Here is a 22,605-nt window from a genome sequence, read left to right as displayed (position 1 = left end):
AAATACCGTATGCTGCAACTGGAAGAAACAATTCTCCGAACCATTCGAAAAGACGACAATGCGGCACTTGCAGCCATCATCCGCAAAACACTGGAAGAATTTGGTGCCAACCGGCCCGGCACCGTGTATTACGATCCCACCACAGATGCCTTGTTCGAACTGTTTCAAAGCACACCCGGGTCTGTTTATTATGTAGCGGAGAGAAATGGAGAACTGCTTGGCGGTGGTGGCATTTTCCCGTCGCCTGGACTGCCGGCCGATACCTGCGAACTGGTAAAAATGTACCTGCTGCCGCAGGCAAGGGGAATCGGGCTTGGCAAGAAAATCATTCACGCCTGCATCGATTTTGCAAAAGACAGCGGCTACAAAAACATCTACATCGAATCCATGCCGGAACTGAAGCAGGCCTTGAAAACCTACGAAAAATTCGGCTTTCACTACCTGGACAAACCACTTGGCGAAACAGGGCATTTCGGCTGCGATTTGTGGATGCTGAAACCGCTTTCCCCTTAAGTGCCGATTGCCTTATGCTTTTCTTCAATTACACGTCATAGGGTAACCTGCTCCAGTAAGGGGAAGGTTACGGTAATGGTGCTGCCTTCACCCGGCTCGGCCTGTATATCAACCTGGCCTTTGTAAACGTCCGCCCGGTTTTTCATATTCTTCAGGCCCAGGCCTTTTGAGATCTTGCGGCTATCGAAACCAACACCATTGTCGCTGATCACAACTTTCAACTCATTTTCCCCGTATTCAACAGCCACCTGCACCAGTGAAGCCTGGGCATACTTGACAATGTTATTGAGTTGCTCCTGGATGATCCGGTAGATCGTCAGCTTCAGTCCCTGGTCGAGCACCTCTTCGCAAATAGCGTAGTGCAACCCGATCTCGAACAACTGCAGCGACTGGTAATGGGAAATCAATTCTTCGATCGTGGCTTCAAAGCCGATGTCGTGCATAACGGGTGTTACCAGCTGCTTGGAGAGGAAACGGATTTCATCGATCGACCGTTGCAAAAGAGACACGCCCTTTTGTACGAAGGCTTCTCTTTGCTCCGGGAAATAGTGAATGTTTTCGATATAGAGTTTGGCCGTTGTGAGAAGCTGGTTGACGTTGTCGTGCAGTTCCTTTCCGATCTCGCTCCGCTCCCGTTCCTGCGTATCCAGAATGGCTTTTGCGATTTCTTTTTGTGCCGCAATTTTTTCTTCGATCAGCTTTTGCTGCAGGCGCAATTTGTCGGTCATGTCATCGCCCGAAACGATAAAATGGCGGCCGGTTGCCAGGTCGATGGCATTGGTGCTAAGCTCGGAATAGAAAACTTCGCCATTTTTCTTTACATGCCGGACGATGGTTTGGTATTGCTCGATCTGGTGTTCCATCAGGGAATAAAACTCTGGCAGATCGGCTTCTACTTTCAGGTCGGGTATTCGCAGAGAAAGGAATTCTTCCCGCGAATAGCCATACAGGTCAATCGCCGCCTGGTTGACCTCCGTAATTTGCCAGTCTTCGCTGCGGAAAATCCATTTCGGTTTGGGGCTTTTGAAAAAAAGAAGGCGGAACTGTTCTGCGGAAACCTTGATAATTTGCTCGGCTTCCCGCTGAAGCGTAATATCCTGCATGGCGCCAACCATTCGGGTAGCCTTGCCTGTTTCATCACGAATCACAAACCCCTTGTCGATCACGTATGCATAGGAGCCGTCATTTTTCTGGTACCGGTACTTGTCTATCCAGATGTTGCCGGTTTGTCCGATCACGTTTTGCAAACCCAGCATCACCCGTTCGAGGTCGTCGGGATGCACGTTGCGCATCCAGCTTTCCATGTTCGCATTTTGCTTACTGATATGGTGACCAAAAATGGCCTGAACTCCCGCACCCCAAAAAAGCTCATTGGTTTGCAGATCCCAGTCCCAGATGGCATCACTTGTGGCCTTGGTCACGTATTCGTAGCGCTGGTTGCTTTCGCGAAGCGCTTCCTGCTGCTGCTTCCGTTCGGTGATATCTTTCACATAAATCGATAATCCTTCCGCGGATGGATAGGCGCTGACTTCTACCCAAGTGCCCAACGCCGCATCGTATTCTTCGAAGTGCACAGGCTTGTTTTCTGCGAAAGCACGATGGTATTCCGAATAATATTTTTGCGGAACAGCATCGCCCAGTTCTTTCCAGAAATTTTTTCCCACGATGTCCTTCCGTGTCCGCGGCAACATTTCTTCCATCTTTCGATTGATGTACAAAACGGTCCATTGCCGGTCCATGGTGATGAAACCATCGTCAATATTTTCCAGTGTTTGCGTGAGCCGTTGCTCCGAAGAACGCAAAGCCAGTTCGGCTTTTTTACTTTCGGTGATGTCTTTCGTGGTGCCGTACATCACCACAACATTGCCGTTTGCATCCAGTATCACACGGACGTCGTTCACCACGTAAATCACTTCACCCGACGGCCTGATCATCCGGTGTTTGTACTGGCTGGGGCGGCCTTGCAGGCTGTTGGTATTCGCCTGCTGTACGATGGTTATGTCATCCGGATGAATGAGGGTATAATAATGTGCGATGGTAAAATCGGGATAATCCTCCCTTCGTAAACCATAGAGTTCGTAAAGCTCGTCAGAGATCGTGCTACGCTGGCTGGCCACGTCCCATTCCCACCAGCCGATGCCGGCGAGCTTATAAGCCCGTAACAAACGATCCTCCTGGCGTTTCCAGGTTTTCTCTTCTCTTACTTTCTCCGTGGCATCTTTGGCCACAGCATAAACAACCCCATTTCCCTTCTCCCATTGCAGCATCCAAAGAATAGGAACAACCGAACCGTCTTTTCGCAAGGTGCGGTTTTGAAAATGACGTACATCTCCATCCGCTTTGGCAGCAGCAACAATTGTCCATGCTGCTTCGCGGTCTTCAGGAACAACGAGCTCCGTAAAGCAACGGCCAACCAGTTCGTCGGGAAAATAGCCCCATACTTTTTGAGAGGCTGTATTGGACATGAGGAAACGGCCTTCGCTGTCGAAGGAACAGAGCACATCCGGTGAAAAGTCCAGCAGTCTTTGCTGCCCTTTTAATTGCTCCTGCCACGCACCGGTGCCGGCCGGCTTGGATTGGTTGGTCATAGGTAAAGCATTCTGTCAATGTTCACTGCCCGCACGAGGGGCCCAGTGTTTTAGACTGGCAAAAACACTCGTTAATAAACGTTAATAAAAATAGGAAACCCACCACTCATATCTTTCAAAAAGCACGCTTTCCTTTAGCAACTAAGGGTATTACCTTATCCACATCAAAGCGGCACCTCCTTCCCTATCCCCCTGACAGGCACCACTTATTACCGTTCGAAAAAACAAGCGCTTTTGCATTAACAAACCGCCACGCAAGCAACAATACCTGCTGTCAGCGCAGCATATATTTCATGTTCTTTCGGGTTGCAAACGAAACGATCGTACCGCTAATTTTTCGAAGAGCAACCGGTTTGCCCGCGGCCGTATAAGCCCGCATACCAATCGGCAAATCCACCGTGCAAACGTTACCTGCTGTTGAAAGGATAACAGCTTTTTGCAAAGCCCCTTCCTTCCAGGAAAAATCCGTTTCAAAACCATTGGGAGCGCAAAGGCCTTTTGCCCGGCCACTGCGCCAGGCGGCGCTGGTGGGAAGGGCGGGTAAAAAGCGGATGATCCCCTCTTTGCCGATGCTTTGCAACAGCATTTCTGCAATGGCTGCCGTTGCGCCGAAATTGCCGTCGATCTGGAACGGCGGGTGCGCACAGAAAAGATTGGGATAGGTACCCGCCCCTTTTGTTGTATAAGAAACATCCAATCTGAAAGCCGGCTCCAGTAAATTCCGAAACATTCTCAATGCGTGATCGCCGTCGCCGAGCCGGGCCCAAAAAGCAATCTTCCAGGCCCGCGACCAGCCCGTGCCTTCATCGCCGCGGCGCAACAGGGTTTTCTTTGCTGCTTCCACCAGTTCGGGGGCGTCAATCGCATTGATCTCGTTGTAAGGATAAAGACCAAAGAGTTGCGACACATGCCGGTGCTGCGGTTCCGCTTCCCTGTAATCGCGGATCCATTCCTGGATGCCCCCGGTAGACGGACTGATTTGATTCCGTGCGAGGTGCTGCCTGGTTTGGGCCAGCGAGTCCCGCCAGCTTTTATCGACACCCAATTGCGTAGCCGCTTCGATGGTGTTGCCCAACAATTCCCGCCCGATTTGCATATCCATGGTCGGCCCCATCGTGGTTTGCCCATGAAAACCCTCGGCTGTGATATAGGTATTTTCCGGCGAATTGGAAGGCGCTGTCACCAGCCAGCCGGTCTTCGGATCGGTAATCAGGATGCCGGTATAAAACTGTGCTGCTCCTTTGAGTACCGGGTAGATGGTTCGCAGGTAATTCTTGTCCGGATGAAAACGGTAATGGTTCCACAAGTGCTCGCAAAGCCAGGCACCACCGGTAAGCGAAGAGCCCCAGGTTGCACTTTCCCCGGGTGCGGTAAATTTCCAGGGATTACTCATCATGTGTGCTGTCCAGCCTCCGGTGTTGTAGTAGGCTTTTGCCGTTTCTTCGCCTGGCCTCACCAAATTCCTGGTGAATTCCAGCAAAGGCTCGTGACACCGTGAAAGATTCGTGACCTCTGCCGGCCAGTAATTCATCTGTAAATTGATATTGAGATGATAGTCGCCGTTCCAGGGCGTTTGGTATTCTTCGGCCCAAAGCCCCTGCAGGTTGGCCGGCAGGCCGCCGGGTCGGGAACTCGAGATCAGGAGATATCGTCCGAAATTGAAATAAAGTGCGGGCAACTGTGTGTCGCTTTCGCCGGCAGCATAGCGTTGCAAGCGTCGGGCAGTTGAAAGAGAAACCAGCGAATCAGAAGCAGCGCCTGAAAAGTTGATCCGGCAGCGATCGAAATAGGATGCATAATCGGCAAGATGGTTTTGCCACAGTGTTTTATAAGGAAGCTTTGCTGCTGCCATTACCTGCCGGGTGGCAACCGGCAACGGCTCAGGGCCCCGATGCGTCACATCCGGCCAGTTCAGGTCTGTTGCAGCGCCCAGGATCACCAGGCATTCGGTGCCGCCGGTTACACGGAGCAGGCTATTGACCGCTTCCACTTTACCGCCAGCCGGCAGCACGGTTGCATAGGCAGCAAACGACACGCCTTTATCGCCATTGCCACCGTCAAGGCTACCCGAGAAAGAAAGTTCCCGCCCGTTCGCCGTGACAGTCGCCGCTTCTTTGCGGTTCAGGGCAAGATCAAACGAAAGTACACCGGGAGTGTTGGTGCGAAGGCGAACGATAATGGCCTGCTGCGGCGCACTGACAAACACGTCTTCGGTGAAGGAAACGGCACCCCGCTTCCAGGTAGTCGTCGCCAAGGCTTTGTCGAGTTGCAAAACCCTGTTGTACGCGGTAACTGCCGCTGCCGTATCGTGCCAGCGGATAAAAAGGTCGCCCAGGGTTTGATAACAGCCAAATTTTACATGGGCACCGCTTCCGTTGCCGGAGCCTTTGCCCGCACAGGTAAAATAGCGTTGAAGCAAGTCCTGTGCTTCCTTGTTTTTCTCCTGCTGCAGCAGGCGCTGGATTTCGGGCAGGTGCTCATGCGCATCGTGACGATTCGGATCTTCTACACCACCCGACCACATGGAAATCTCGTTGAGCACGATGCGCTCCTGGCTGGTCCCGCCAAAAACCATGGCCCCGAGCCGGCCATTGCCCAACGGCAGGGCCTGCGTGAAATGTGTTGCCGGCGAATCGAATTTCACCTGCACATCGGCCTGCGCCAAAAGCCGGCCGGTAACAAGGACCAAAATTGAGGAACAAAAAAACCGATGTGAAAAACGCATGTGCCTGTTCGTTGTTTTGAATGTGAAAGCTCAATTTATTCGCGGATAGTCATTTGGCGGCCCACAATCAGCCGGACGGGGCCGAGCAAACCCGATGTCAGCAAGGGGTTGGTTTTCTCCAGTGCTTTCCACGCCGAAAACGTAATGCGCTGCCCCGGCTTGGCCTTGTTGTGGAGAAACCAATCGGGGAACTGCGTTACAAAACCGTTTTCGTTGTAGGTATTTTCTTCCGGCAGGTAGGCATCGCCAATCATCCGGTTGGGCCAAAGGTTCGTTACGCGGACCGTGAGCACATTGCTCCCGGGACGCAGCAAATTGGTCACCTCGGCAAAGAAGGGCTCTTTCCAAAGAAGGCCGGCCGCTTTCCCGTTCAGCGCCACTTCAGCCACCACTTCCACACGGCCAAGGTCAAGCAAGACCCGCTGACCGGGAAACGTTTTGTTTTTTTCCCACTGAAAAACTGCCCGGTAGGTTGCCGTGCCGGAAAAATGCCGAACGCCAAATTCCGGATGCAAATGGAGAGACTGCAACTCGGTTAGCTGAATGAAAGACGGAGCGCCGGTACCCGCGGGAAATTGCACCTGCCAGGAATTTCGGAGAGGCACGACCCGGCAGCCCGTCACCTGAATTGCTTTTTTCGCTCCATCACCTTGCAATTCGTAGAACCCATTTTGCCAGGCCTGCATCACTAATTCGCCCGGTTGTTGCCTGTTTACCCGGACCGGATAGGGCAGTTCAGTCGGTGGCAAGCCGGCATGAAACTGCTGGTAAATGGCAGCTTCGCCCAGTGCCTCTCTGACCAGTTGCGGCATCGTAAAATTGCCTTCAAAAAAAGCAGAAAAAGCTTCGTCTGTCGGCGGCGTACCAAGGCCGGGATGAACGATTTTCCCCGAAGCGGCGGCACTGGCGGCCAGTCGGCCATTGATGTACAGGGAAGGCTGGCCGTCTTTATAACGAAGCGCCAGGTGTGTCCAGCCTTCCAGCGGCTGCACTGTTTTGATCATTTCACGGGCACCATGATTCGGTCCTTTTTCCCGCTCAAATATCCGGATGCCGTTTTGCCCGGCCGCCATTCCGCAGGCAGCATGACCGGTACCATAAACCGTTTCACCTTCCGGTGGAAAAATCAGCAGCCCTTTCGGGTGAACGGAAGCGGTATCCGGTTTCACCCAAAAAAGGATCGTGAAATTGTTGGTCACATCCGGAAAGGGAGTTTGAACGACTGGGGGAAAGGCTTTCGCGGAAAGCAGGGATGCGCCATTTTGATCGATGGCCGTGTAAGACCGCCAGGCAATCTTTTTACGAAAAATGACAAACAGCGAACCGGCATGATCCAGTACGACAGGCAGGCTGGTTCTGCCGTTTTCCGTGTCGTACACGACCGGCATATTCACTTCACCGGTTTGCGGATCCCAGGTTTCGGGCTGCTTTCCGGCAACGCGAAAGCGGCAAACAATTGCTTCTCTTCTGCGCAGGTGATTGCTGATAAAATAAATTTCCGTTTCGCCCATGACCCGGTGCGTAAAGTGAACCGCCGCATCGTTTCGGGCGGATGTAAATTCAAAGTCGGGAAGAATGCCCTGTTCCTCCAGGATAGCAGCAAGTGGTTTGTTCCAGTAAATCTTTCCCTTGCCATAGGATCGCTCTTTAATTGCCTGTCCATCCAGGTCACCCCACAGTTCACCGGCAAGCTTTCTGGCTTCGGTCTCTCTTTCGTTTGCCCGCCCCGGCATGTCTGTGGGCCGGGCAGTTACCAGCAGGATCATGCCCTGCGCAACCAGTTCCTGTAGTTTTTGCAGGACGGGTACCGAAAGTTTTTTTAGCGGCGCCAGGATCAGCAAGCGGTATTGCATGCCGCCTGCCAGCATGATCGTCGTGCCCGACATTTTCGTATCGTGAAGCAGGACGTCCGGCCCGATCACATCACCGTTTAGGGTTCTGGGCACCGGCGGATCCACATAGTTGACATCCGGTATGCCCGATGCAGGATCCTCGCCCTTAAAATAAAGAATATCAGCGACCGGCCGCCCCTGCTGCAAGAGGAACTGGCTGCGGGCCAGGCAGTCAATCCAGGTGCCGGACTGGCGGCACCAGGTATTGTTGCGATCGAAATGCGTTCCAAACGGGCCCATGGTCATGCCGGGCAAACCGGTTGTATAAGGCTGGTGAACGATCACGTGGAAAACAAACCGGTTGATGCCAAGCGAATAGATATGATCTCCCTGGCTTTTCAGGGCAAAGGGATAGGCTGTCCATTTGGTTGTGAACGGCAGACCGGTGTAGGCTTCAGCCGCCACGATTTTTTTCCCATAACCATGGGCGATAGAGACGGCCTGTTTGCACAGGTTGATGGTTCCCGGCAGGTAACTTGCCCAGAATTCCGCCATCGGAACATCCAGGTTGCGCCCCACCTGCAGGCTGTCGAATACGCCGTCGCCGTTGGGCTGTGCAAGGAATTGCAGGCCGGCAGATGCACAGCGTTCCCGGAAACGACCATAATAATTTTCGGCAATGAGATCCGCATGCGTGCGGCGTACATCCCACAGCACCTTTTCGGTGCTTTCAATCGATTGAACAACACGGCCCGTGAGTGCCGGCAACCAACCCACCAGCAGATAGCCCCGTTTTTGGGCAAAGGCTTCGGGAAAGCGGGAGGTCCAGTTTTGTTTCCCTACTTCGTAGCTGTCGATCAATACACCTTTGAAAGTATTTCCGGCAAATCTTTTCAGCCGCGAAAAAAGTGAATCGAGTTGTAATTCGAAATAAGCGTCAACAGCTTCTTTGCTGAATTTATCGATCTCGAGGCCGCCTGCATCGTCCGGTGTCGCGACGGTTCGGGTGCCCGTACAGGTATGTCCCATACGAAGGATCGTCCAGTTACCCGCAGGCAGTTTTGCCAGCAGCCTTCCGCCAGATTGCAGGTGTGATGTCAGGTCAACAACCGTTGCCGGGTCAATCACAAATTGCTGGTCGATTGGTTCCGGCTTTTCGGCCTGTTCGCGGTCGGTGAAATTAACCTTGCCGGCCCAGTCGGCGAGCCGCGGGCCTTCAAACAACTCCACCCCGGTCAGTGTTGTTTTTTTATTAGCGATCAGTCGAAAATACCGCGACTTTACGGCAGGAAAGGTTTGTATACCCGGTGCATCCACCGACCGCAGAAAGGGCATGCTGACAGGACATACATCGGTAAATGAAACGCCGTCGTCGCTGCGCTGCAAAACCATCGCCGGCGGATGATCGAACGCCGCGTCGTACACCGAAACCGAAGGTTCAGAAAGCCTCGTTACTGCAATTGATCGTGCCGTGAAAGGTTCGGCAAACTCCAGTTGCACCACTGCCTTCCCATCGCTTTCCGGCCGGAGCTCCAGTCCACCGCCGGTATTCGCCTGCAGCAAAACGCTTTTGTCAATTTCTTTTCCGTTGATGCGTACACGTTGCAACAGGTCCCGCATCAGTCTACGCTCCGCCGTTGCGGGAAAGGCCACCACGAAAGCATCCCGGTAATAACCCAGCTTGGTAAACGGTTGCGGCAAAATCACATCAACGCCATCCTTGCTTTCGACATGAACGACCGACCAAACCAGTTGCTGCATGCCCATTGCCGGCGTCACACCACGGCCGCCGGAACTGGAATAGCCCGGTGAATTGTGGAGGAAGAGTTGCAGGCCTGCCTTCTGCGCCTCCTGCATGGCATGAACAACCATTTCATCCCACAAGGCACTGCCATAGGCAACAGGGCCTTTGGCAACACCCATGCCCGCATTGTAAATAAAGACCCCGGCAAGACCCATCTGTTTCATGGCGTCGATATCACGGGAAATCCCTTCCCGGGTAATATGCCCGTTCATCCACATCCAAAACGCAAGGGGCCGGGCCGAAGCCGGAGGACGGGAAAACCCCTCTTCCAGTTCATCACCGGTTAATTCCTGTTCTGCTTTTTCAGCAAACGAAAGAAAGGGAAGGATCATCATACCGGTTGAGGTCATGATGGTGTTCTTTAAAAAACCTCTCCGGTCTGTCATTGGTTGCTGGTGTACGTTAGAAAATTAGGTCCTTAAATGTAAGGCATAGCGAAAAGGAAATACAAGCTCTCGTCCTTCTTTTTTCCAAATTACAATACCGGGAAGGGAATGGATGGAGGTACAATAGCAAAGTCCCCTCTTCCGGAGGGGACTGCAATGGTGTACGACGGTGAGTTATCTGTTTTCGCAGGAACGAATTGCCAGGGACGAATGGATTTGTTTTTGACAGGATCGGAAAATCATATCAACGACCAGGCGTTGCTTTCACTTTATGCAACGGCGTAGCCGTATAAAACCACGCGGTTTGTTTTGCATGTGCGGGTGCTTCGTCACGCTTCGGAACGGTTCATTTTCGAATCCACTTCAATGAAATAAACCGGGTTTTCTTTTTGCGAGTGCAGTAGGGCCGAACAGGCTTCCGTCAGCAAAAACCGCTTGGTGTACAGGTATTCCAGGTTTGAGGCTTCTTTTACATTGAGGGGAACAGAGGCAATTACCTTTCCCGCAATAGCAAGTTTTAAATACATAGGACAATTGGCTTTGGATGTATAACTAAAACGTTATGCTGGTAGTTTTCTGCGGTGGGGATTAAACGGAAAAGAAGAAGTTGACTGATACTGGACTTTATTGGCTTTCTTAGGTGCTGGATTTTTTACAAAAACTTACTGGACGGTCTTCTTTGGATAGTGTTTAGTCTTTTCTTTTGGTATTGGATTTATTGATATCGCTATCAATCAACTTCTGCCACAAAAGTAGCGGGGCACAGTTTGCTGCACAAGGGCGGAATTGCTCTTTTTTCACACCACAGATATTACGTCAGCAACGCGTAAACCACCGAAAATTTGATCGTAGAAGTACGCAATGAAATTTGTGTTATTTACCAGCGCGGCGGAAGGATGGCTGGTAACCGGGTAGAAAAGAAAAAGGGCTGGATGGAAATCCTGCCCCGCTGTAAAATCCAATATCCTATGAAAAACCAAGACAAGATTACTGGTTGAATTTCGATTTTGCAAGCAATGGTAAAAAATGGGGATAACTTGTAAAAAGAAGGCCAAGGTGGAAACCTTAGCCCGTTTTTAATCCGTACCCTATGAAAACTGGATTGAAGATAAAATATCCTGGCAAACAGCCAAAAAAGAGATGGAAATTTTTCGAGATTATTTCTCCCTAGATCCTAATCCTCAGCACAAAACACTAAAAACCAACGAATAATATATTTTTGTTCACATATGTTTACCCCGTAAAAAAACCGTATCGGCACGAGAATCCTGGGTGATGGCTCCGAAAGTTGCAGCGTAAAGACAACGCAAAACGAATTTCACCCGGCCTTTCGCGGGGACCGGTGTTTCCGATAGAACCATCGCTTTGCCGTTTCCGCACACAGGACATAAAGAGCGACCAGTGAAAAAATATAGCCATAAAGTGCAAGGGGCAGTTGTTCGAATCCCAACAAGGAAGCAAACGGCAGATAAGGCAATGCCAGCACAAAGGCAATCACGAGCGAGGTTGCCAACATGAGCCATTTGCCGGGACGGCTTTTGAAAAATGGCAACCGGGTTCGAACCACCAGCACAATCACCGTGGCTGAAATCACCGATTCGGTAAACCACCCGGTCCGGAATTGCGCCTGGTCTGCTTTCACCAGGTAGAGCAACACACCGAATGTCAGGTAATCAAACACAGAGCTGATTAACCCGAACACGATCATGAAGCGTTGAATAAAAGACAGGCTCCAGCGTTGTGGTTTGTCGAGCGACGACGCATCGACACTGTCGGTTGCAATGGCCATTTCCGGCACATCGGTGAGAAGATTGGTGAGTAAAATCTGCTTGGGCTGTAAGGGAAGAAAAGGCAAAAACAACGATGCGCCAGCCATGCTGAACATGTTCCCGAAGTTGGCGCTTGTTGCCATAAAGATGTACTTCATGGTATTGGTAAATGTTTTCCGGCCGGCGATAATCCCGGTGGTGAGCACCTGTAGGCTATGGCTGAGAAGCACAATCTCTGCAGCTTCTTTGGCAACGTCAACGGCGGTGTCCACCGAAATGCCGACATCAGCGGCATGTAAGGCCGGTGCATCGTTAATCCCGTCGCCCAGGAACCCAACCACGTGACCGGCCTTTTTCAGGGCCAGGATGATTTTCTCTTTTTGATTGGGTTCCACTTCGGCAAAAATGTGTGTCCGTCCTACCTGGTGAACGAGGGCCGATTCGCTCATCAGCCGCAGGTCTTTCCCCGTGACGATAAGCGGTTCTTTTATGTTGACTTGCTGCGCAAGACTGGCCGCCACCAACGCATTGTCCCCGGTAATGATTTTCAGTTTTACACCCGCATCGTCGAGATCCCGGATTGTTTGCAGCACATCGGTCTTCAACGGGTCGAACAGGCTGATAAAACCCAAAAAGATCATGTTGGTTTCATCGGCACGAGTGAATTTTTTTTGCTCGCTACCGGTTGTGTATGCGACACCCAGCACGCGGTAACCGGAACGGCTTAACGACCTGTAAGCCTTCCGGATATCTGCATGTTTATCCACCAGTGGATAGACCTTCCCATCGGCTTCCTCTACCCTGTTGCAAACGGAAAGCACATTGTCCAATGCGCCCTTGGTGATCACGAGGTTTTCGTTTCCCGACTGCACCTGTATAGTCAGGCGCTTGCGGATAAAATCATACGGCACTTCCGCTTGCAGGCGATAGGCTGTAAGGGGCTCATCGATCGCTCTGCGGATGGCTTCGTCGATGGGATTGGTAAATCCTTTTTGCAATACAGCATTGAGCCAGGCAAAGCGTTTCGTTTTTTCCGAATGCCGGCCCGCTGCATCAAGTGTATCCTTCAGTGTCACCTTACCCTGCGTGATGGTGCCTGTTTTGTCGGAACAAAGAATATCCATGCTCCCCAGGTTTTCAATGGCAGAAAGTCGTTTCACAATGACCTGCTTTTTTGCCATCTCCCTGGCACCAACGGACAGGTTGATGCTGATAATGGCTGGCAGCAATTGCGGTGTCAGCCCCACGGCCAGCGCCAGCGAAAACAGGATGCTGTCCAGCACCGGTTTGTGCAACAGCACGTTGATGGCAAGGATCATAAAGACCAGCACCAGTGTAATTTCCATCAGCAGATAACCAAACCGCCGGATGCCTTTCTCAAAGGCTGTTTCCGGCGTCCTTGCCTGGAGGCGACCGGAAATATCACCCAGGGCGGTTGCGCTTCCTGTTTGCATGACGATGGCTTTGGCGGTGCCGCTGATCACATGCGATCCCATAAAAACCGAATTGATTCGCTTTGCGAGGGGCGCATCGCCTTCTGCAAGCCCCGCCTTTTTTTCCACCGGAAACGTTTCACCGGTGAACGCTGCTTCATCGATATACAATTCCTGCGCTTCGAGCAAAAGACAGTCGGCGGGAATTACATCACCCGCATTTAAAACGACAATGTCTCCTGGCACCACTTTCTCTACAGGGAGTTCCTGTTCTTTCCCGTCACGCAAAACCGCGCAACTGACCTGCACCATTTTCAGCAGTTCGTTCACGGCATTGGTGGCGCCCCGCTCCTGCCAAAAACCCAGCAGGCTGCTCACCAGTATGATCAGCAGGATGATAACCGCATCGGAAAATTCGCCAAGCGTAAGCGACAGCACGCCGGCGATAATCAGCAACAGCGTGATAGGGCTTTTGAATTGCGACAAAAACAGCAGGAGATCCGTGGTTGTTCGTTTGGGATGAATGCTGTTGGCACCATACCGACGCAGTCGCCGCGCAGCCACGGAGGATGACAGGCCACCAGCCGAAGTCCTTACCAGGCGAAATGCTTCTGCCGGCGGCAAAGTCCAGAAGGCCGGTCCGGCCTCGTGATGTCCAATTTGATCCATGCACAAAAAATAGGCAATCCATTGTCTGAAAAGGCTGATTTCGGTCTTGCCGCGGGAGAACGGTGGTCAGGCAACGCAAGCAACACAAAGGAATTCCAAACTGTACCACAAAAATGCCCGGCCCAATTTTCCGGTTACGCAACGAGACAAGAAGCGCCTGAATTTTCTTATTTTCCCTCATACAAAGTCAACTGTCATGAAACCACTTCTGTTTGCACTCCTGCTCTTCTTTTCATCCACTCACAGCCAGCAACTGGAAAAACGTTGGGAAACGGACAGCGTTGTCGCTGTCCCGGAGTCGGTGCTGCCCGACACACAAAACGGTCTACTGTATGTTTCGCTGATCGACGGCAATCCCTGGGATGCCGACGCCAAAGGAGGCATTGCGCGGCTGAAAGACGATGGAACAAATTATGACTCCGCCTGGGTAAAAGGACTGAACGCACCCAAAGGCCTGGGACTTTACAAAAACCATCTTTATGTTGCCGACATCAGCGAGGTGGTCGTCATCAATACCAAAACAGCACAGGCAGAAAAACGTATACCCATCCCAGGTGCCAGCGGCCTGAATGATATCACCGTCACGGACGAAGGCATTATATACGTTTCCGATTCAAAAACCGCGAGAATCTGGCGGTTGGAAAAAGAGCAACCCGTTCTCTTCCTCGAAAATATGCAGGGTGTGAATGGCCTGAAAGCTGTGGGCCGCGAACTTTATATTGCTTCCGGTAAATCTTTTGTCAAAGCCGATGAAAACAAAACCATCACTAAACTGGCAGAATTGCCGCAACCCGGCGACGGCATCGAACCGCTGGGCAATGGCGACTTTCTGGCAAGTGCCTGGAGTGGTTATATCTTTTACGTATCCGCAAACGGCACTGTCAAAACCTTGCTGGAAACATCGGCCAGCAAAAAGAACACGGCCGATATCGGCTACGACCCAGTGAAAAAAATTGTTTATGTCCCGACATTTTTTGCCAAAACTGTTGCCGCCTACCAATTAAAATAGAAGCTGCGTTTTGTACTGCAGGGTTGCATTCACAAGGAAAAAGAATCGAACTATATCAGCCCAACCGATTACCGGGAAAAATAGAGCCTGTCGATGTATTTGATATCATCCTTGTTGTAATAACGCCTGCACCATTTGTCCGTTTTATCCAGGACCAGCGGACGGGTCTCGCCGTTCGTATCCACGGCGGTGCGAAACGCATAGTGATCCACCAGCCGCACTGCCTCGATAGCAAACACTGTTGCGATGTCGCGGTCCGAGATTTCGATCAGGTTATCGCCATTGGCCTGCTCCCCTCCCGCTGCCAGGTTTGACGAGCCACAGTAAAGCTTTGCATTATTGCTGTTGAAATCGACCACCACAAACTTGTGATGGATCTTGTGCGCCCTGTAGCTTGGTTCCTTGTTGAATGGCGGCGGCAGCTTTGCGGAACTTTGCCTGGTGTTGACAAGCACGCCTTTCCGTGAGCCGGCTGTATAGCGAACCGTTTTGGTTTTTTGGCCGGAGACCAGGTCGGCCGGATCGGCCGGATCGCCGTTATCGGTAATCCCATAACTCAGCACGTTTGTATTGTTGCTTTCGTTGCGAAGATGCTCCAGCACCGGCCCGCCACCGGTAACGTCCATCACCGAAAACAGCACGCAGCGGCTGGCCCTGTCGATGGTATTGGCAATATGATTTAGCAAGGTATCGGCCGGCCCTTTTTTGTGTGGTGAGAAATTGAAACAGGCATAATCGACGCCCCCTGCCCGGTTGGGAGCCTGTGCTAGCGGCGTTGACGAAAAGGCTTTCATCAGCTCTTTCGAAAACGATTTTTCAAAAACATCCGCATAAAGGCCTGCCACCGATGTGTCATCAAAAATCAGGATGTGGTTGGCATTGATGTACAAACCATTCAACGAAAAATTAGTAGACCCGGTAAGCACTTTTACGGGCACATTGTTCTTTTTTTGAAGAATGACTTTGTCGTGAGAAAACCGCGAAAATTTTCCGCGAACAATCGCTGCCTTGCCTTTTTTCACCTTGAGAAAAGCTTCCTCGAACTGGTCTTCAAATGATTTTAGCTGGCCCTTTTTTGTATCGGGTTGCGTGTGCAGGCTTGCATTGTCGAGGATGATACGGATCCGGCCCTCTGCAGCCAAACTCAAAAACAAAGCGCACATGTCCGGTTCGTCGAGATCATATGCAAAAACATCCAGGCTGCTTTGGGCATCGGCCCGCACTTCTTCCAAAAACGCAAAAAGCTGGCGGTGCGCCGTGAAGCCGGTCCAGGCATATTGATCTTTGAACGTGTAGGGCTCATTGTTGGTGGTGCCGCTTTGTCCCCTCGTATCAAACACCAGTGTATTCACTGTTTGTGGCGGTCGCAGTGCAGCGTTCAGCCCAAACCGGCGCACATAGGCCTGCGACGACACAAATCCCCGTGTAAAACCAAGCGTGATCTTTTTTGTCTGGCTCCGGAAGGGCTCCACGTTGATTTTTACTTTCACAGAAAGCGCAGCATCCAGAGGCTGTAGTGCATTGTTTTTCCAGTAACGGGGCGTTACCGTGTAAATGTATTCACCATAAAACGGGTTGTTCAATGGTTGATGCGCATCTCCCGGCACGTGCAGCCAACGGAACTTCTGGATCGGGGCCTTGTCGGTCCCCAGTGGCGCCGAAACGGCGTGGAGCTGCTCGTCTTCGCGGTATTTGTCTTCAAAGCGCAGCGTGTTGATCAAAAAATACGGGGAATTGCTGCCGGGCTGGCACTTGATGGTAAAGCCGACAAAATCCGTCGTCTTGTCTTCATCAAGATCAAAAGCCAGCAAAGTCATGGCATCGCCCTTGTAGGCAATCATCTGCATTCCGTTCAAGCGTTCGGAGATGACTTTGCAGTCAGTGCTGTCGTTGGGATTTGCAACCTGCAGCGTCCAGCTTCCCCAGCGGTCTGCTGCAAGGGCGCCGATTCTTCGCACCGCACCCGCTTTTTTGACGCTCGTCTTTTTGGGAACGACGCGCCTCGCACTGGCGCTACCGGGAGCAAGTCCGCGGCGTTGTTTTGGACTCATTGTCTTTTGCTTTGTTGAAGATGGCATAAAAAAGGTTTTAACTTGATGGCAGCGACTATTTGCCCTGGCTCCTTTCAGCAAAACCGCTTCTGTCCTTGATCCACCTTTGGCAAACAGCAACCGCGAATCCAAAACTAAAATACATTAGCGCAAATTGCAATGTCAAAAACCAGGTTGGATGAAACTTGAGTAACTCTCCCTTTGTCGTCACTTTGCAACAGGCCATGCCGGGTGATCTACGGAAACCGAATTGGGAATTCGATGCGCACCTTGTCACCAACACCGGTTTTCCGTTTCCGATCCCGGAATCCCTGTTTGCCGGCTGCGGATCGACGGGCATTTCCGGTAACGTGATTTTCGCTTTCACCCGATGACGAAGACCGGGAGTCCGCCAATTTAGGGCCGCTGGCTCCGGCAGTGAATTTTCAAAATCGTAGTTCTTTTTCTGTTTCAGACGGGAACGAAAATTGACGTCTTCTTTAACCATGAGTGAACAGCATGATCACCACGGCCATTCGCACCAGCACAGCGTCGATCCCGCTCAGGTCAGCCAGCGATCCTTTGTGATCGGGATTACGCTGAACATTGCTTTTGTGCTCGTAGAAATCGGAGCGGGCCTGCTGAACGGTTCGATGGCACTCCTGACTGATGCTGGTCACAATGCGAGTGATGTAGCCAGCCTGCTCCTATCGCTGCTTGCCTTTCGGCTGGCGCAAAAAAAGCCAACACGGACACACACCTACGGCTACAAGAAAACTACGGTGCTGGCAGCCCTGATGAATGCCGTCCTGCTCCTGATTGCCATCGGTGTGTTGGGCTACGAATCGATCAACCGCCTGTTGCATCCGGCTGCCGTGAACGGAAGCACTATTGCCTGGGTGGCCGGTATGGGCATCTTGGTCAGCAGCGTTTCCGCCCTTCTCTTTTACCGGCACCGCAGGCATGATATCAACATAAAAGGCGCCTACCTGCACCTGCTGGCCGATGCCCTGGTATCCGTTGGCGTCGTGGTGGGCGGCCTGCTGATCTCTTTAACGGGAAAGTACTGGATCGACCCGGTTTTAGGATTGGCGGTGATGATCGTTATTTTGGTAAGCACCTGGTCGCTGCTGCGAGATAGCTTTCACCTGGCCGTTGATGCCGTACCCGCTGCCATTTCGCTCGAAGAAATTGTGGCGGTGATGCGCCGCGTCGACCAGGTGACGGATGTCGATCACGTGCATGTGTGGCCCCTGAGCACCACCGAAAACGCACTGACGGCACACATCTCTGTTGCCGACAACCTGCCGTTCGAAGAAAAGCTGGCTGTTATCCGGCAGGTCAAATACGAACTGCAACACCACAACATCCACCACAGCACACTGGAACTTGAAACCGGGAAGCAAGATGATTCCTGCAGTAAAAAAACAGGAACGCACCAGCAAAAACCGGGTTAAACAATTATGCCTGGACAATTTCATTCTTCCCCATTCGCGACTCACCACAGGGAAATTCGTTGCAGCCCCATGACCAGGCGTTTCCGGCTTGCACCACTTGCCATTTGTTTTTATCTTCAGCAGGCACCGGCTTACGCAGGCAGTTCGCTCGCAAGTACAAAATTGCATCGCTGCCCATGCGTCAACGCCGGGGCTTTGTTCAGAATTAAACCAAACCGACAATGAAACGACTTACGCTATCTCTTCTTTTTTTGCTCCTTTTTGCAATGGGTTACGGGCAAACCTTCCAGCCGGGTAGCCTGGTAGACGTTTTCAATTCAGGCGGTTGGTACAAGGCCAGCATAGTCAAAGCCGGCGAGGGGGATTACAGCGGTTACTACTATGTGAAGTACCAGGATTATTCGCAATCGCAATGGATCAAAGCCTCCAATATCCGCCTTGTAAAAACAGGTGCAATGCCGGCCGCAGATGCTCCCAGGAACGGCACCTACCTGATCCTCTCTTACGGCAACCCGACGCAGCCCATTCGACTTGGTTATTTTGACCTAAACAACGGGCAATACAACTACTACGATTTGGGTAAAAAGAATCTGGGGTCGGGCACGTACACCTACGACAGGCAGCGGAAAGCCATCCAATGGACGACAGGGCCTTTTAAAGACGCAGGCTGGCAGGGTGGTTTTGAAACAGACCGGGAAGGCAAAACGCATAAGATCCGCCTGAACAGGGTCACGATCGGAAGCAACAGCACAGACTCGCAATAAAGGCAGAAAGTACTGGCGCCGGTGCACCGGACTGACCATGGTGCAATGATTGCTGCTTCTTGTTGAAAACCCAGGTACCGTGAAAAAAATCATTCTTTCTTCACTGGTTGCACTTTTAGCCGTACACAACGTACAGGCGCAGAACACAGACTCCTTAGCGAAAAAGCTCGACAGCCTAAGGGCCCACCCCGACAGTTCCGGCGGACGGAAAATCAATACGAACCAGACGGCCTACAACGAAAAGACGAAGATCAATGTGCCGGTTTATTTTACGCTGCTGGGAACAGATTTTACGCAGGAGGTTACCGGGCCGTTTCATACACGCACTTCAGCCTGGCACAAAGTGGGCGGGTTCGTTGTTTTGGAAGGAATAATGTTCGCCCTGGACAAACCCGTTCAACGGTATGCAACCGACCTGATGGAACGAAACAGCAGCTATCGCGGGCTCTCCAATTTCGTTACCAATTTCGGGGCGGCTTATGAAGGCTACACCCTGGCTGCGCTTGGCCTCTATGGCTGGGCATTCAAAAACCAAAAGATAAAAACCACCACCCTGCTGGCGACACAATCGTACCTGGTAGCCGGTGCCGTGGAAGCGCTGGGAAAATTCATTTCGGGGCGGCAACGGCCAAACTATCTTGCCGATGGCGCCACGGAACCCAATCCCACTTTCCACGGCCCCTCATTTTCCGCAAAGCATGGCAGCACGTCCTTTCCGTCGGGTCACACAACGGCGGCCTTTGCCGCTGCCACGGTTTATGCCGAGGAATACCGGGACTTTCCGTGGGTACCTTATGTTGCATACGGGGCTGCCACACTGATTGGTCTCAGCCGCATCACTGAAAACAAGCACTGGATCAGCGATGTATTTGCCGGCGCCGGGCTGGGATATATCACCGGCCTGCAGGTCGTGCGCAATTACCACCGGTATGCGTATCTGCAAAACCACAAGGAGAAAAAAGGCAGTGTCACCCTCGGCGTGCAATTCAACTACGACCACCTGGAGCCCGCCCTGACCTACCGGTTTCGGTAGCGCCTGGCAGTGCCTTCTTTACAACGTCTTTTCGCGGCGCGAACGGCCAATTTTTTCCAGCACCCAAAAGGATGCCCCGAGCCACACCAGGCAAAGGCAGAAACCGGCAATCACGTCGCTGGCATAATGCACGTGCAGGTAAACGCGACTCAACGCAATAGCACAGGCAAGCAGGAACAAAAGCACCGAAAGGGTCCACCGCAGGCCTGCGTTGACCCGGTATTTCCAAAGGATATAAATCAGCAGCCCGCATAAAGTGAACGAAGAGAACGAATGCCCGCTGGGAAAACTAAAACCATTGACGTTTTGCACCAACGGATCGAACGGGCGGTGGCGATGAAAAATCGCCTTCAGCGAAAACAGGATGATGGTGCTGGTAAGGGCCACGGCAGCGATATTCCAGGAGACCTTGCTGTCTTTTTTCCAAAGCAAAAAATACAGCAGCAACACCAGGTAAGCGGGAAACAAAAAATAAGAGGAGCCAAAAAACGTAACGGCAACCATCAGCTTTGTCAGCGAAGGATGCGTGATGGCGCCCAGCTTTTGAAACACGACGAAATCGAGATGATTTTCATTCTCCAGCACCATTTCGTCGGCAATGAGCCCAAAAACGAAAAGGGCCAGCAGAAACACACCGGCGACAAACAGCAATCGCAACGAAATGCCTTTGGACGTTTGCACGACTTTTTGATCTTCCTTCATTTCAAGGGTTTGCTTTTTACCATGCAATGAAAAACATGCCTCCTCCAGCCAAGGCAATGCCCGCGCTTCAATTCTGGAGAGATTCTGAAGTGGGGAAATTCTTCCTACAAAATTCACTCAGATTTGCAGGCTAGGTTTGCTTTTTGGAAAATGCCGAACTTAAAAATCGCATATTGCCGGCAGCAGAGCGTCTTGCTCCATGGCCGGTGTTTTCACAAAAACACGCCTTGAGAAAGATCACGGTGGCCGCCGAAGAAAGTTTTCGCAAAGCGCATCCTGCGGCATCGGCGATTAGGGAAAAGAAGCGAAAAATTCGGAAGCCGGTTTTAATGCGAAAGCGTTCCAATGTCCTGCAGGAACAATAGGACAGGAACAATTGTTGAAATTGAATGGCGGCCACCTTCATGATGTCGCCGCCCAACGCCAGGTCATCCAGCCATCAAAATGCAGGAAGAAGGCGGTTCAAAGAAATGGCAAGAATCAGCAAAGCAGGCGGCGATTTTTTACAGCGTGCCGGTGCGGGGAAAGGAGTTGCTAAATGATGCAGGCGATAATCGCAGTGATCAAAAAGTGACAGAAAAACGAAAAACCTAGCGGATAAAACAGCTGTATACAGCGGTCGTTTTTTAAAACTGAAGACAGGATGAGATATTTCATGAGTCTTGTACTCTTGTTGAATGCGCTGTTGTGCATTGCACAAACCCGTACCCTTGATTTCTTTTTGCAACAGGCCACGCAAAACAGTCCCGTTCTCAACGACCTTCAAAACCAGATCCTGATCAGCCGCATCGACAGCCAGTTATTGCGGGCCTCCCTCCGAACACAGGTCAACTTTCTTAGCAGCAACAGTGTGGCGCCTACCCTTCGCGGCTGGGGCTACGACCCGGCAATCACCAACTATGCAAATGTTTCGGCGCTTGTGCAGGCCAACCGCAATTTTGTAACAGCCACCAATCTTTCCGCACAACTCCGCACACTGGATCTGCAGCGCAGGGCCTTATTGGACACCATCCAACTTTCGCAACGCGACCTGGTACGCACTCTCACCGACCAATACATCACGGCATATGGCGACCAGTTGGCAATGGCGTTTACCAAAGACGTGTTCGACCTGATGAAGGGCGAGGAAGAAATGCTGAAGAAGCTGGCCCAGGCCAATGTGTTCAAACAAACGGATTACCTGAATTTTACCGTCACCTTGCAGCAGCAGGAACTGGCTTACCTGCAGGCACAAAACCAATATGCCGCCGATTACCTGACCCTGAATTACCTCGCCGGTATCACGGATACAACCGTTCAGCAACTGGCAAAGCCCGACCTGCAGGAAGTGATGGAAGCAACGCTATCGAACACGGTTTTTCTGCGCCGGTTTGCGACCGACAGCCTTCGTCTTGCCAACGAAAAAGAGCTAATCAACTACCAGTACAAGCCACGGGTGGGTGCTTATGCGGACGGTGGCTACAACTCGAGCCTGCAGGAAACGCCGTACAAAAATTTTGGGTTCAGTGCCGGTGTAAGCCTTACCATCCCCATTTACGACGGCCGCCAAAAACAGCTAAAGATGGCGCAGGTGGATATACGGGAGCGGACGAGGCAGACGAACAAACAGTTTTTCCTGAACCAATACGCCATCCAGGTGTCTCAATTGCGCAGGCAGTTGAATGCACTGGATTTGCTCGTGGAAAAAATCGACCGGCAGATCCGTTACTCGCATACCCTCATTGTCGCCAACAACAAGCTCCTGCAAACCGGGGATATCACGATGCGGGATTACGTTATTGCGATCAACAACTACCTGAATGCACAAAACCTGGCGACACTGAATAGCGTCAACCGGCTGCGCATTGTCAACGAAATCAATTATTGGAACCGTTAACGCAAAAACAAGCGG

At 51.7% G+C, this 22,605-nt stretch carries 16 protein-coding genes; 8 read left to right on the top strand and 8 right to left on the bottom strand.

Translation table 11 applies throughout. The features are described from left to right. Positions 1-9 precede the first annotated feature (9 nt). Positions 10-513 carry a GNAT family N-acetyltransferase gene (locus tag D6024_RS09405; protein WP_121354357.1) on the top strand — a complete coding sequence of 168 codons (504 nt, stop codon included), beginning with the start codon at positions 10-12 and terminating at the stop codon, positions 511-513. A 35-nt stretch (positions 514-548) separates the two neighbouring features. On the opposite strand, the gene D6024_RS09400 is transcribed toward D6024_RS09405, so the two are convergent. From D6024_RS09400 to mgtA, 5 genes are all read right to left on the bottom strand, one after another. Continuing rightward, positions 549-3,101, bottom strand: coding sequence for a sensor histidine kinase (locus tag D6024_RS09400; protein WP_121354356.1), 2,553 nt, complete (start codon positions 3,099-3,101; stop codon positions 549-551). A 274-nt stretch (positions 3,102-3,375) separates the two neighbouring features. Beyond that, positions 3,376-5,826 carry a glycoside hydrolase family 95 protein gene (locus D6024_RS09395; protein ID WP_121354355.1) on the bottom strand — a complete coding sequence of 817 codons (2,451 nt, stop codon included), beginning with the start codon at positions 5,824-5,826 and terminating at the stop codon, positions 3,376-3,378. 35 nt (positions 5,827-5,861) lie between these two features. After that, the gene (locus D6024_RS09390) at positions 5,862-9,848 is read right to left on the bottom strand and encodes a glycosyl hydrolase (RefSeq protein WP_121354354.1); all 3,987 of its coding nucleotides are present in this window, start codon (positions 9,846-9,848) and stop codon (positions 5,862-5,864) included. A gap of 329 nt (positions 9,849-10,177) precedes the next feature. After that, entirely contained in the window at positions 10,178-10,375 is a 198-nt protein-coding gene (locus D6024_RS09385) for a hypothetical protein (RefSeq protein ID WP_121354353.1), read from the bottom strand. Positions 10,376-11,166: 791 nt separating this feature from the next. After that, the gene (gene mgtA / locus D6024_RS09380) at positions 11,167-13,719 is read right to left on the bottom strand and encodes a magnesium-translocating P-type ATPase (protein WP_121354352.1); all 2,553 of its coding nucleotides are present in this window, start codon (positions 13,717-13,719) and stop codon (positions 11,167-11,169) included. Between the two features lie 196 nt (positions 13,720-13,915). Here mgtA and D6024_RS09375 point away from each other — a divergent pair, with 196 nt between their 5' ends. Beyond that, positions 13,916-14,728, top strand: a complete 813-nt coding sequence (locus D6024_RS09375) for an ATP-binding protein (RefSeq protein ID WP_121354780.1) — start codon at positions 13,916-13,918, stop codon at positions 14,726-14,728. A gap of 68 nt (positions 14,729-14,796) precedes the next feature. Here D6024_RS09375 and D6024_RS09370 read toward each other — a convergent pair whose 3' ends face one another. Both D6024_RS09370 and D6024_RS26645 read right to left on the bottom strand, forming a co-directional pair. Further along, positions 14,797-16,779: a phospholipase D-like domain-containing protein gene (locus D6024_RS09370; protein ID WP_162944655.1), complete on the bottom strand. Its 1,983-nt coding sequence runs from the start codon at positions 16,777-16,779 to the stop codon at positions 14,797-14,799. Between the two features lie 55 nt (positions 16,780-16,834). Beyond that, entirely contained in the window at positions 16,835-17,266 is a 432-nt protein-coding gene (locus D6024_RS26645; RefSeq protein WP_162944653.1) for a hypothetical protein, read from the bottom strand. Between D6024_RS26645 and D6024_RS09365 the strand changes: the two genes are divergently transcribed. The 3 genes from D6024_RS09365 (at position 17,265) to D6024_RS09355 (ending at position 20,012) form a co-directional block, all read left to right on the top strand. After that, positions 17,265-18,215 carry a cation diffusion facilitator family transporter gene (locus tag D6024_RS09365; RefSeq protein WP_121354350.1) on the top strand — a complete coding sequence of 317 codons (951 nt, stop codon included), beginning with the start codon at positions 17,265-17,267 and terminating at the stop codon, positions 18,213-18,215. The two genes, D6024_RS26645 and D6024_RS09365, sit on opposite strands and share 2 nt — an antisense overlap. A 221-nt stretch (positions 18,216-18,436) precedes the next feature. After that, positions 18,437-18,979 carry an MBT domain-containing protein gene (locus tag D6024_RS09360; RefSeq protein WP_162944652.1) on the top strand — a complete coding sequence of 181 codons (543 nt, stop codon included), beginning with the start codon at positions 18,437-18,439 and terminating at the stop codon, positions 18,977-18,979. Positions 18,980-19,058: 79 nt separating this feature from the next. Beyond that, positions 19,059-20,012 (top strand): phosphatase PAP2 family protein, encoded by a 954-nt coding sequence (locus tag D6024_RS09355; RefSeq protein ID WP_121354348.1) that lies wholly within the window; start codon positions 19,059-19,061, stop codon positions 20,010-20,012. Between the two features lie 18 nt (positions 20,013-20,030). Here D6024_RS09355 and D6024_RS09350 read toward each other — a convergent pair whose 3' ends face one another. Beyond that, positions 20,031-20,714: a phosphatase PAP2 family protein gene (locus D6024_RS09350; protein ID WP_121354347.1), complete on the bottom strand. Its 684-nt coding sequence runs from the start codon at positions 20,712-20,714 to the stop codon at positions 20,031-20,033. A 143-nt stretch (positions 20,715-20,857) separates the two neighbouring features. On the opposite strand from D6024_RS09350, the gene D6024_RS09345 reads away from it, so the two are divergent. From D6024_RS09345 to D6024_RS09340, 3 genes are all read left to right on the top strand, one after another. Next, on the top strand, positions 20,858-21,079 hold the full coding sequence (locus D6024_RS09345; RefSeq protein ID WP_121354346.1) for a hypothetical protein: 222 nt from the start codon (positions 20,858-20,860) through the stop codon (positions 21,077-21,079). Positions 21,080-21,158: 79 nt separating this feature from the next. After that, positions 21,159-21,308, top strand: coding sequence for a hypothetical protein (locus D6024_RS26640; protein ID WP_162944651.1), 150 nt, complete (start codon positions 21,159-21,161; stop codon positions 21,306-21,308). A 49-nt stretch (positions 21,309-21,357) separates the two neighbouring features. Then, positions 21,358-22,590, top strand: a complete 1,233-nt coding sequence (locus D6024_RS09340) for a TolC family protein (protein ID WP_121354345.1) — start codon at positions 21,358-21,360, stop codon at positions 22,588-22,590. Positions 22,591-22,605: the final 15 nt, after the last annotated feature.

The sequence above is a fragment of the Flavisolibacter nicotianae genome (genome assembly GCF_003628535.1).
GTDB classification, from domain to species: domain Bacteria; phylum Bacteroidota; class Bacteroidia; order Chitinophagales; family Chitinophagaceae; genus Flavisolibacter; species Flavisolibacter nicotianae.
The sequence above is the reverse complement of the archived record's forward strand: the minus strand, read 5'-3'. Positions and strand labels throughout refer to the sequence as shown.

Excerpts from the sequence above, each read along its gene's own strand:
- D6024_RS09375 (WP_121354780.1), top strand. The coding sequence starts at position 13,916 with ATGAAACCACTTCTGTTTGCACTCCTGCTCTTCTTTTCATCCACTCAC.
- D6024_RS09350 (WP_121354347.1), bottom strand. The coding sequence starts at position 20,714 with ATGAAGGAAGATCAAAAAGTCGTGCAAACGTCCAAAGGCATTTCGTTG.
- D6024_RS26640 (WP_162944651.1), top strand. The coding sequence starts at position 21,159 with ATGCAGGAAGAAGGCGGTTCAAAGAAATGGCAAGAATCAGCAAAGCAG.
- D6024_RS09390 (WP_121354354.1), bottom strand. The coding sequence starts at position 9,848 with ATGACAGACCGGAGAGGTTTTTTAAAGAACACCATCATGACCTCAACC.
- D6024_RS09405 (WP_121354357.1), top strand. The coding sequence starts at position 10 with ATGCTGCAACTGGAAGAAACAATTCTCCGAACCATTCGAAAAGACGAC.
- D6024_RS09340 (WP_121354345.1), top strand. The coding sequence starts at position 21,358 with ATGAGATATTTCATGAGTCTTGTACTCTTGTTGAATGCGCTGTTGTGC.
- D6024_RS09370 (WP_162944655.1), bottom strand. The coding sequence starts at position 16,779 with ATGAGTCCAAAACAACGCCGCGGACTTGCTCCCGGTAGCGCCAGTGCG.
- mgtA (WP_121354352.1), bottom strand. The coding sequence starts at position 13,719 with ATGGATCAAATTGGACATCACGAGGCCGGACCGGCCTTCTGGACTTTG.
- D6024_RS26645 (WP_162944653.1), bottom strand. The coding sequence starts at position 17,266 with ATGGTTAAAGAAGACGTCAATTTTCGTTCCCGTCTGAAACAGAAAAAG.
- D6024_RS09365 (WP_121354350.1), top strand. The coding sequence starts at position 17,265 with ATGAGTGAACAGCATGATCACCACGGCCATTCGCACCAGCACAGCGTC.
- D6024_RS09385 (WP_121354353.1), bottom strand. The coding sequence starts at position 10,375 with ATGTATTTAAAACTTGCTATTGCGGGAAAGGTAATTGCCTCTGTTCCC.
- D6024_RS09395 (WP_121354355.1), bottom strand. The coding sequence starts at position 5,826 with ATGCGTTTTTCACATCGGTTTTTTTGTTCCTCAATTTTGGTCCTTGTT.
- D6024_RS09400 (WP_121354356.1), bottom strand. The coding sequence starts at position 3,101 with ATGACCAACCAATCCAAGCCGGCCGGCACCGGTGCGTGGCAGGAGCAA.
- D6024_RS09360 (WP_162944652.1), top strand. The coding sequence starts at position 18,437 with ATGAAACGACTTACGCTATCTCTTCTTTTTTTGCTCCTTTTTGCAATG.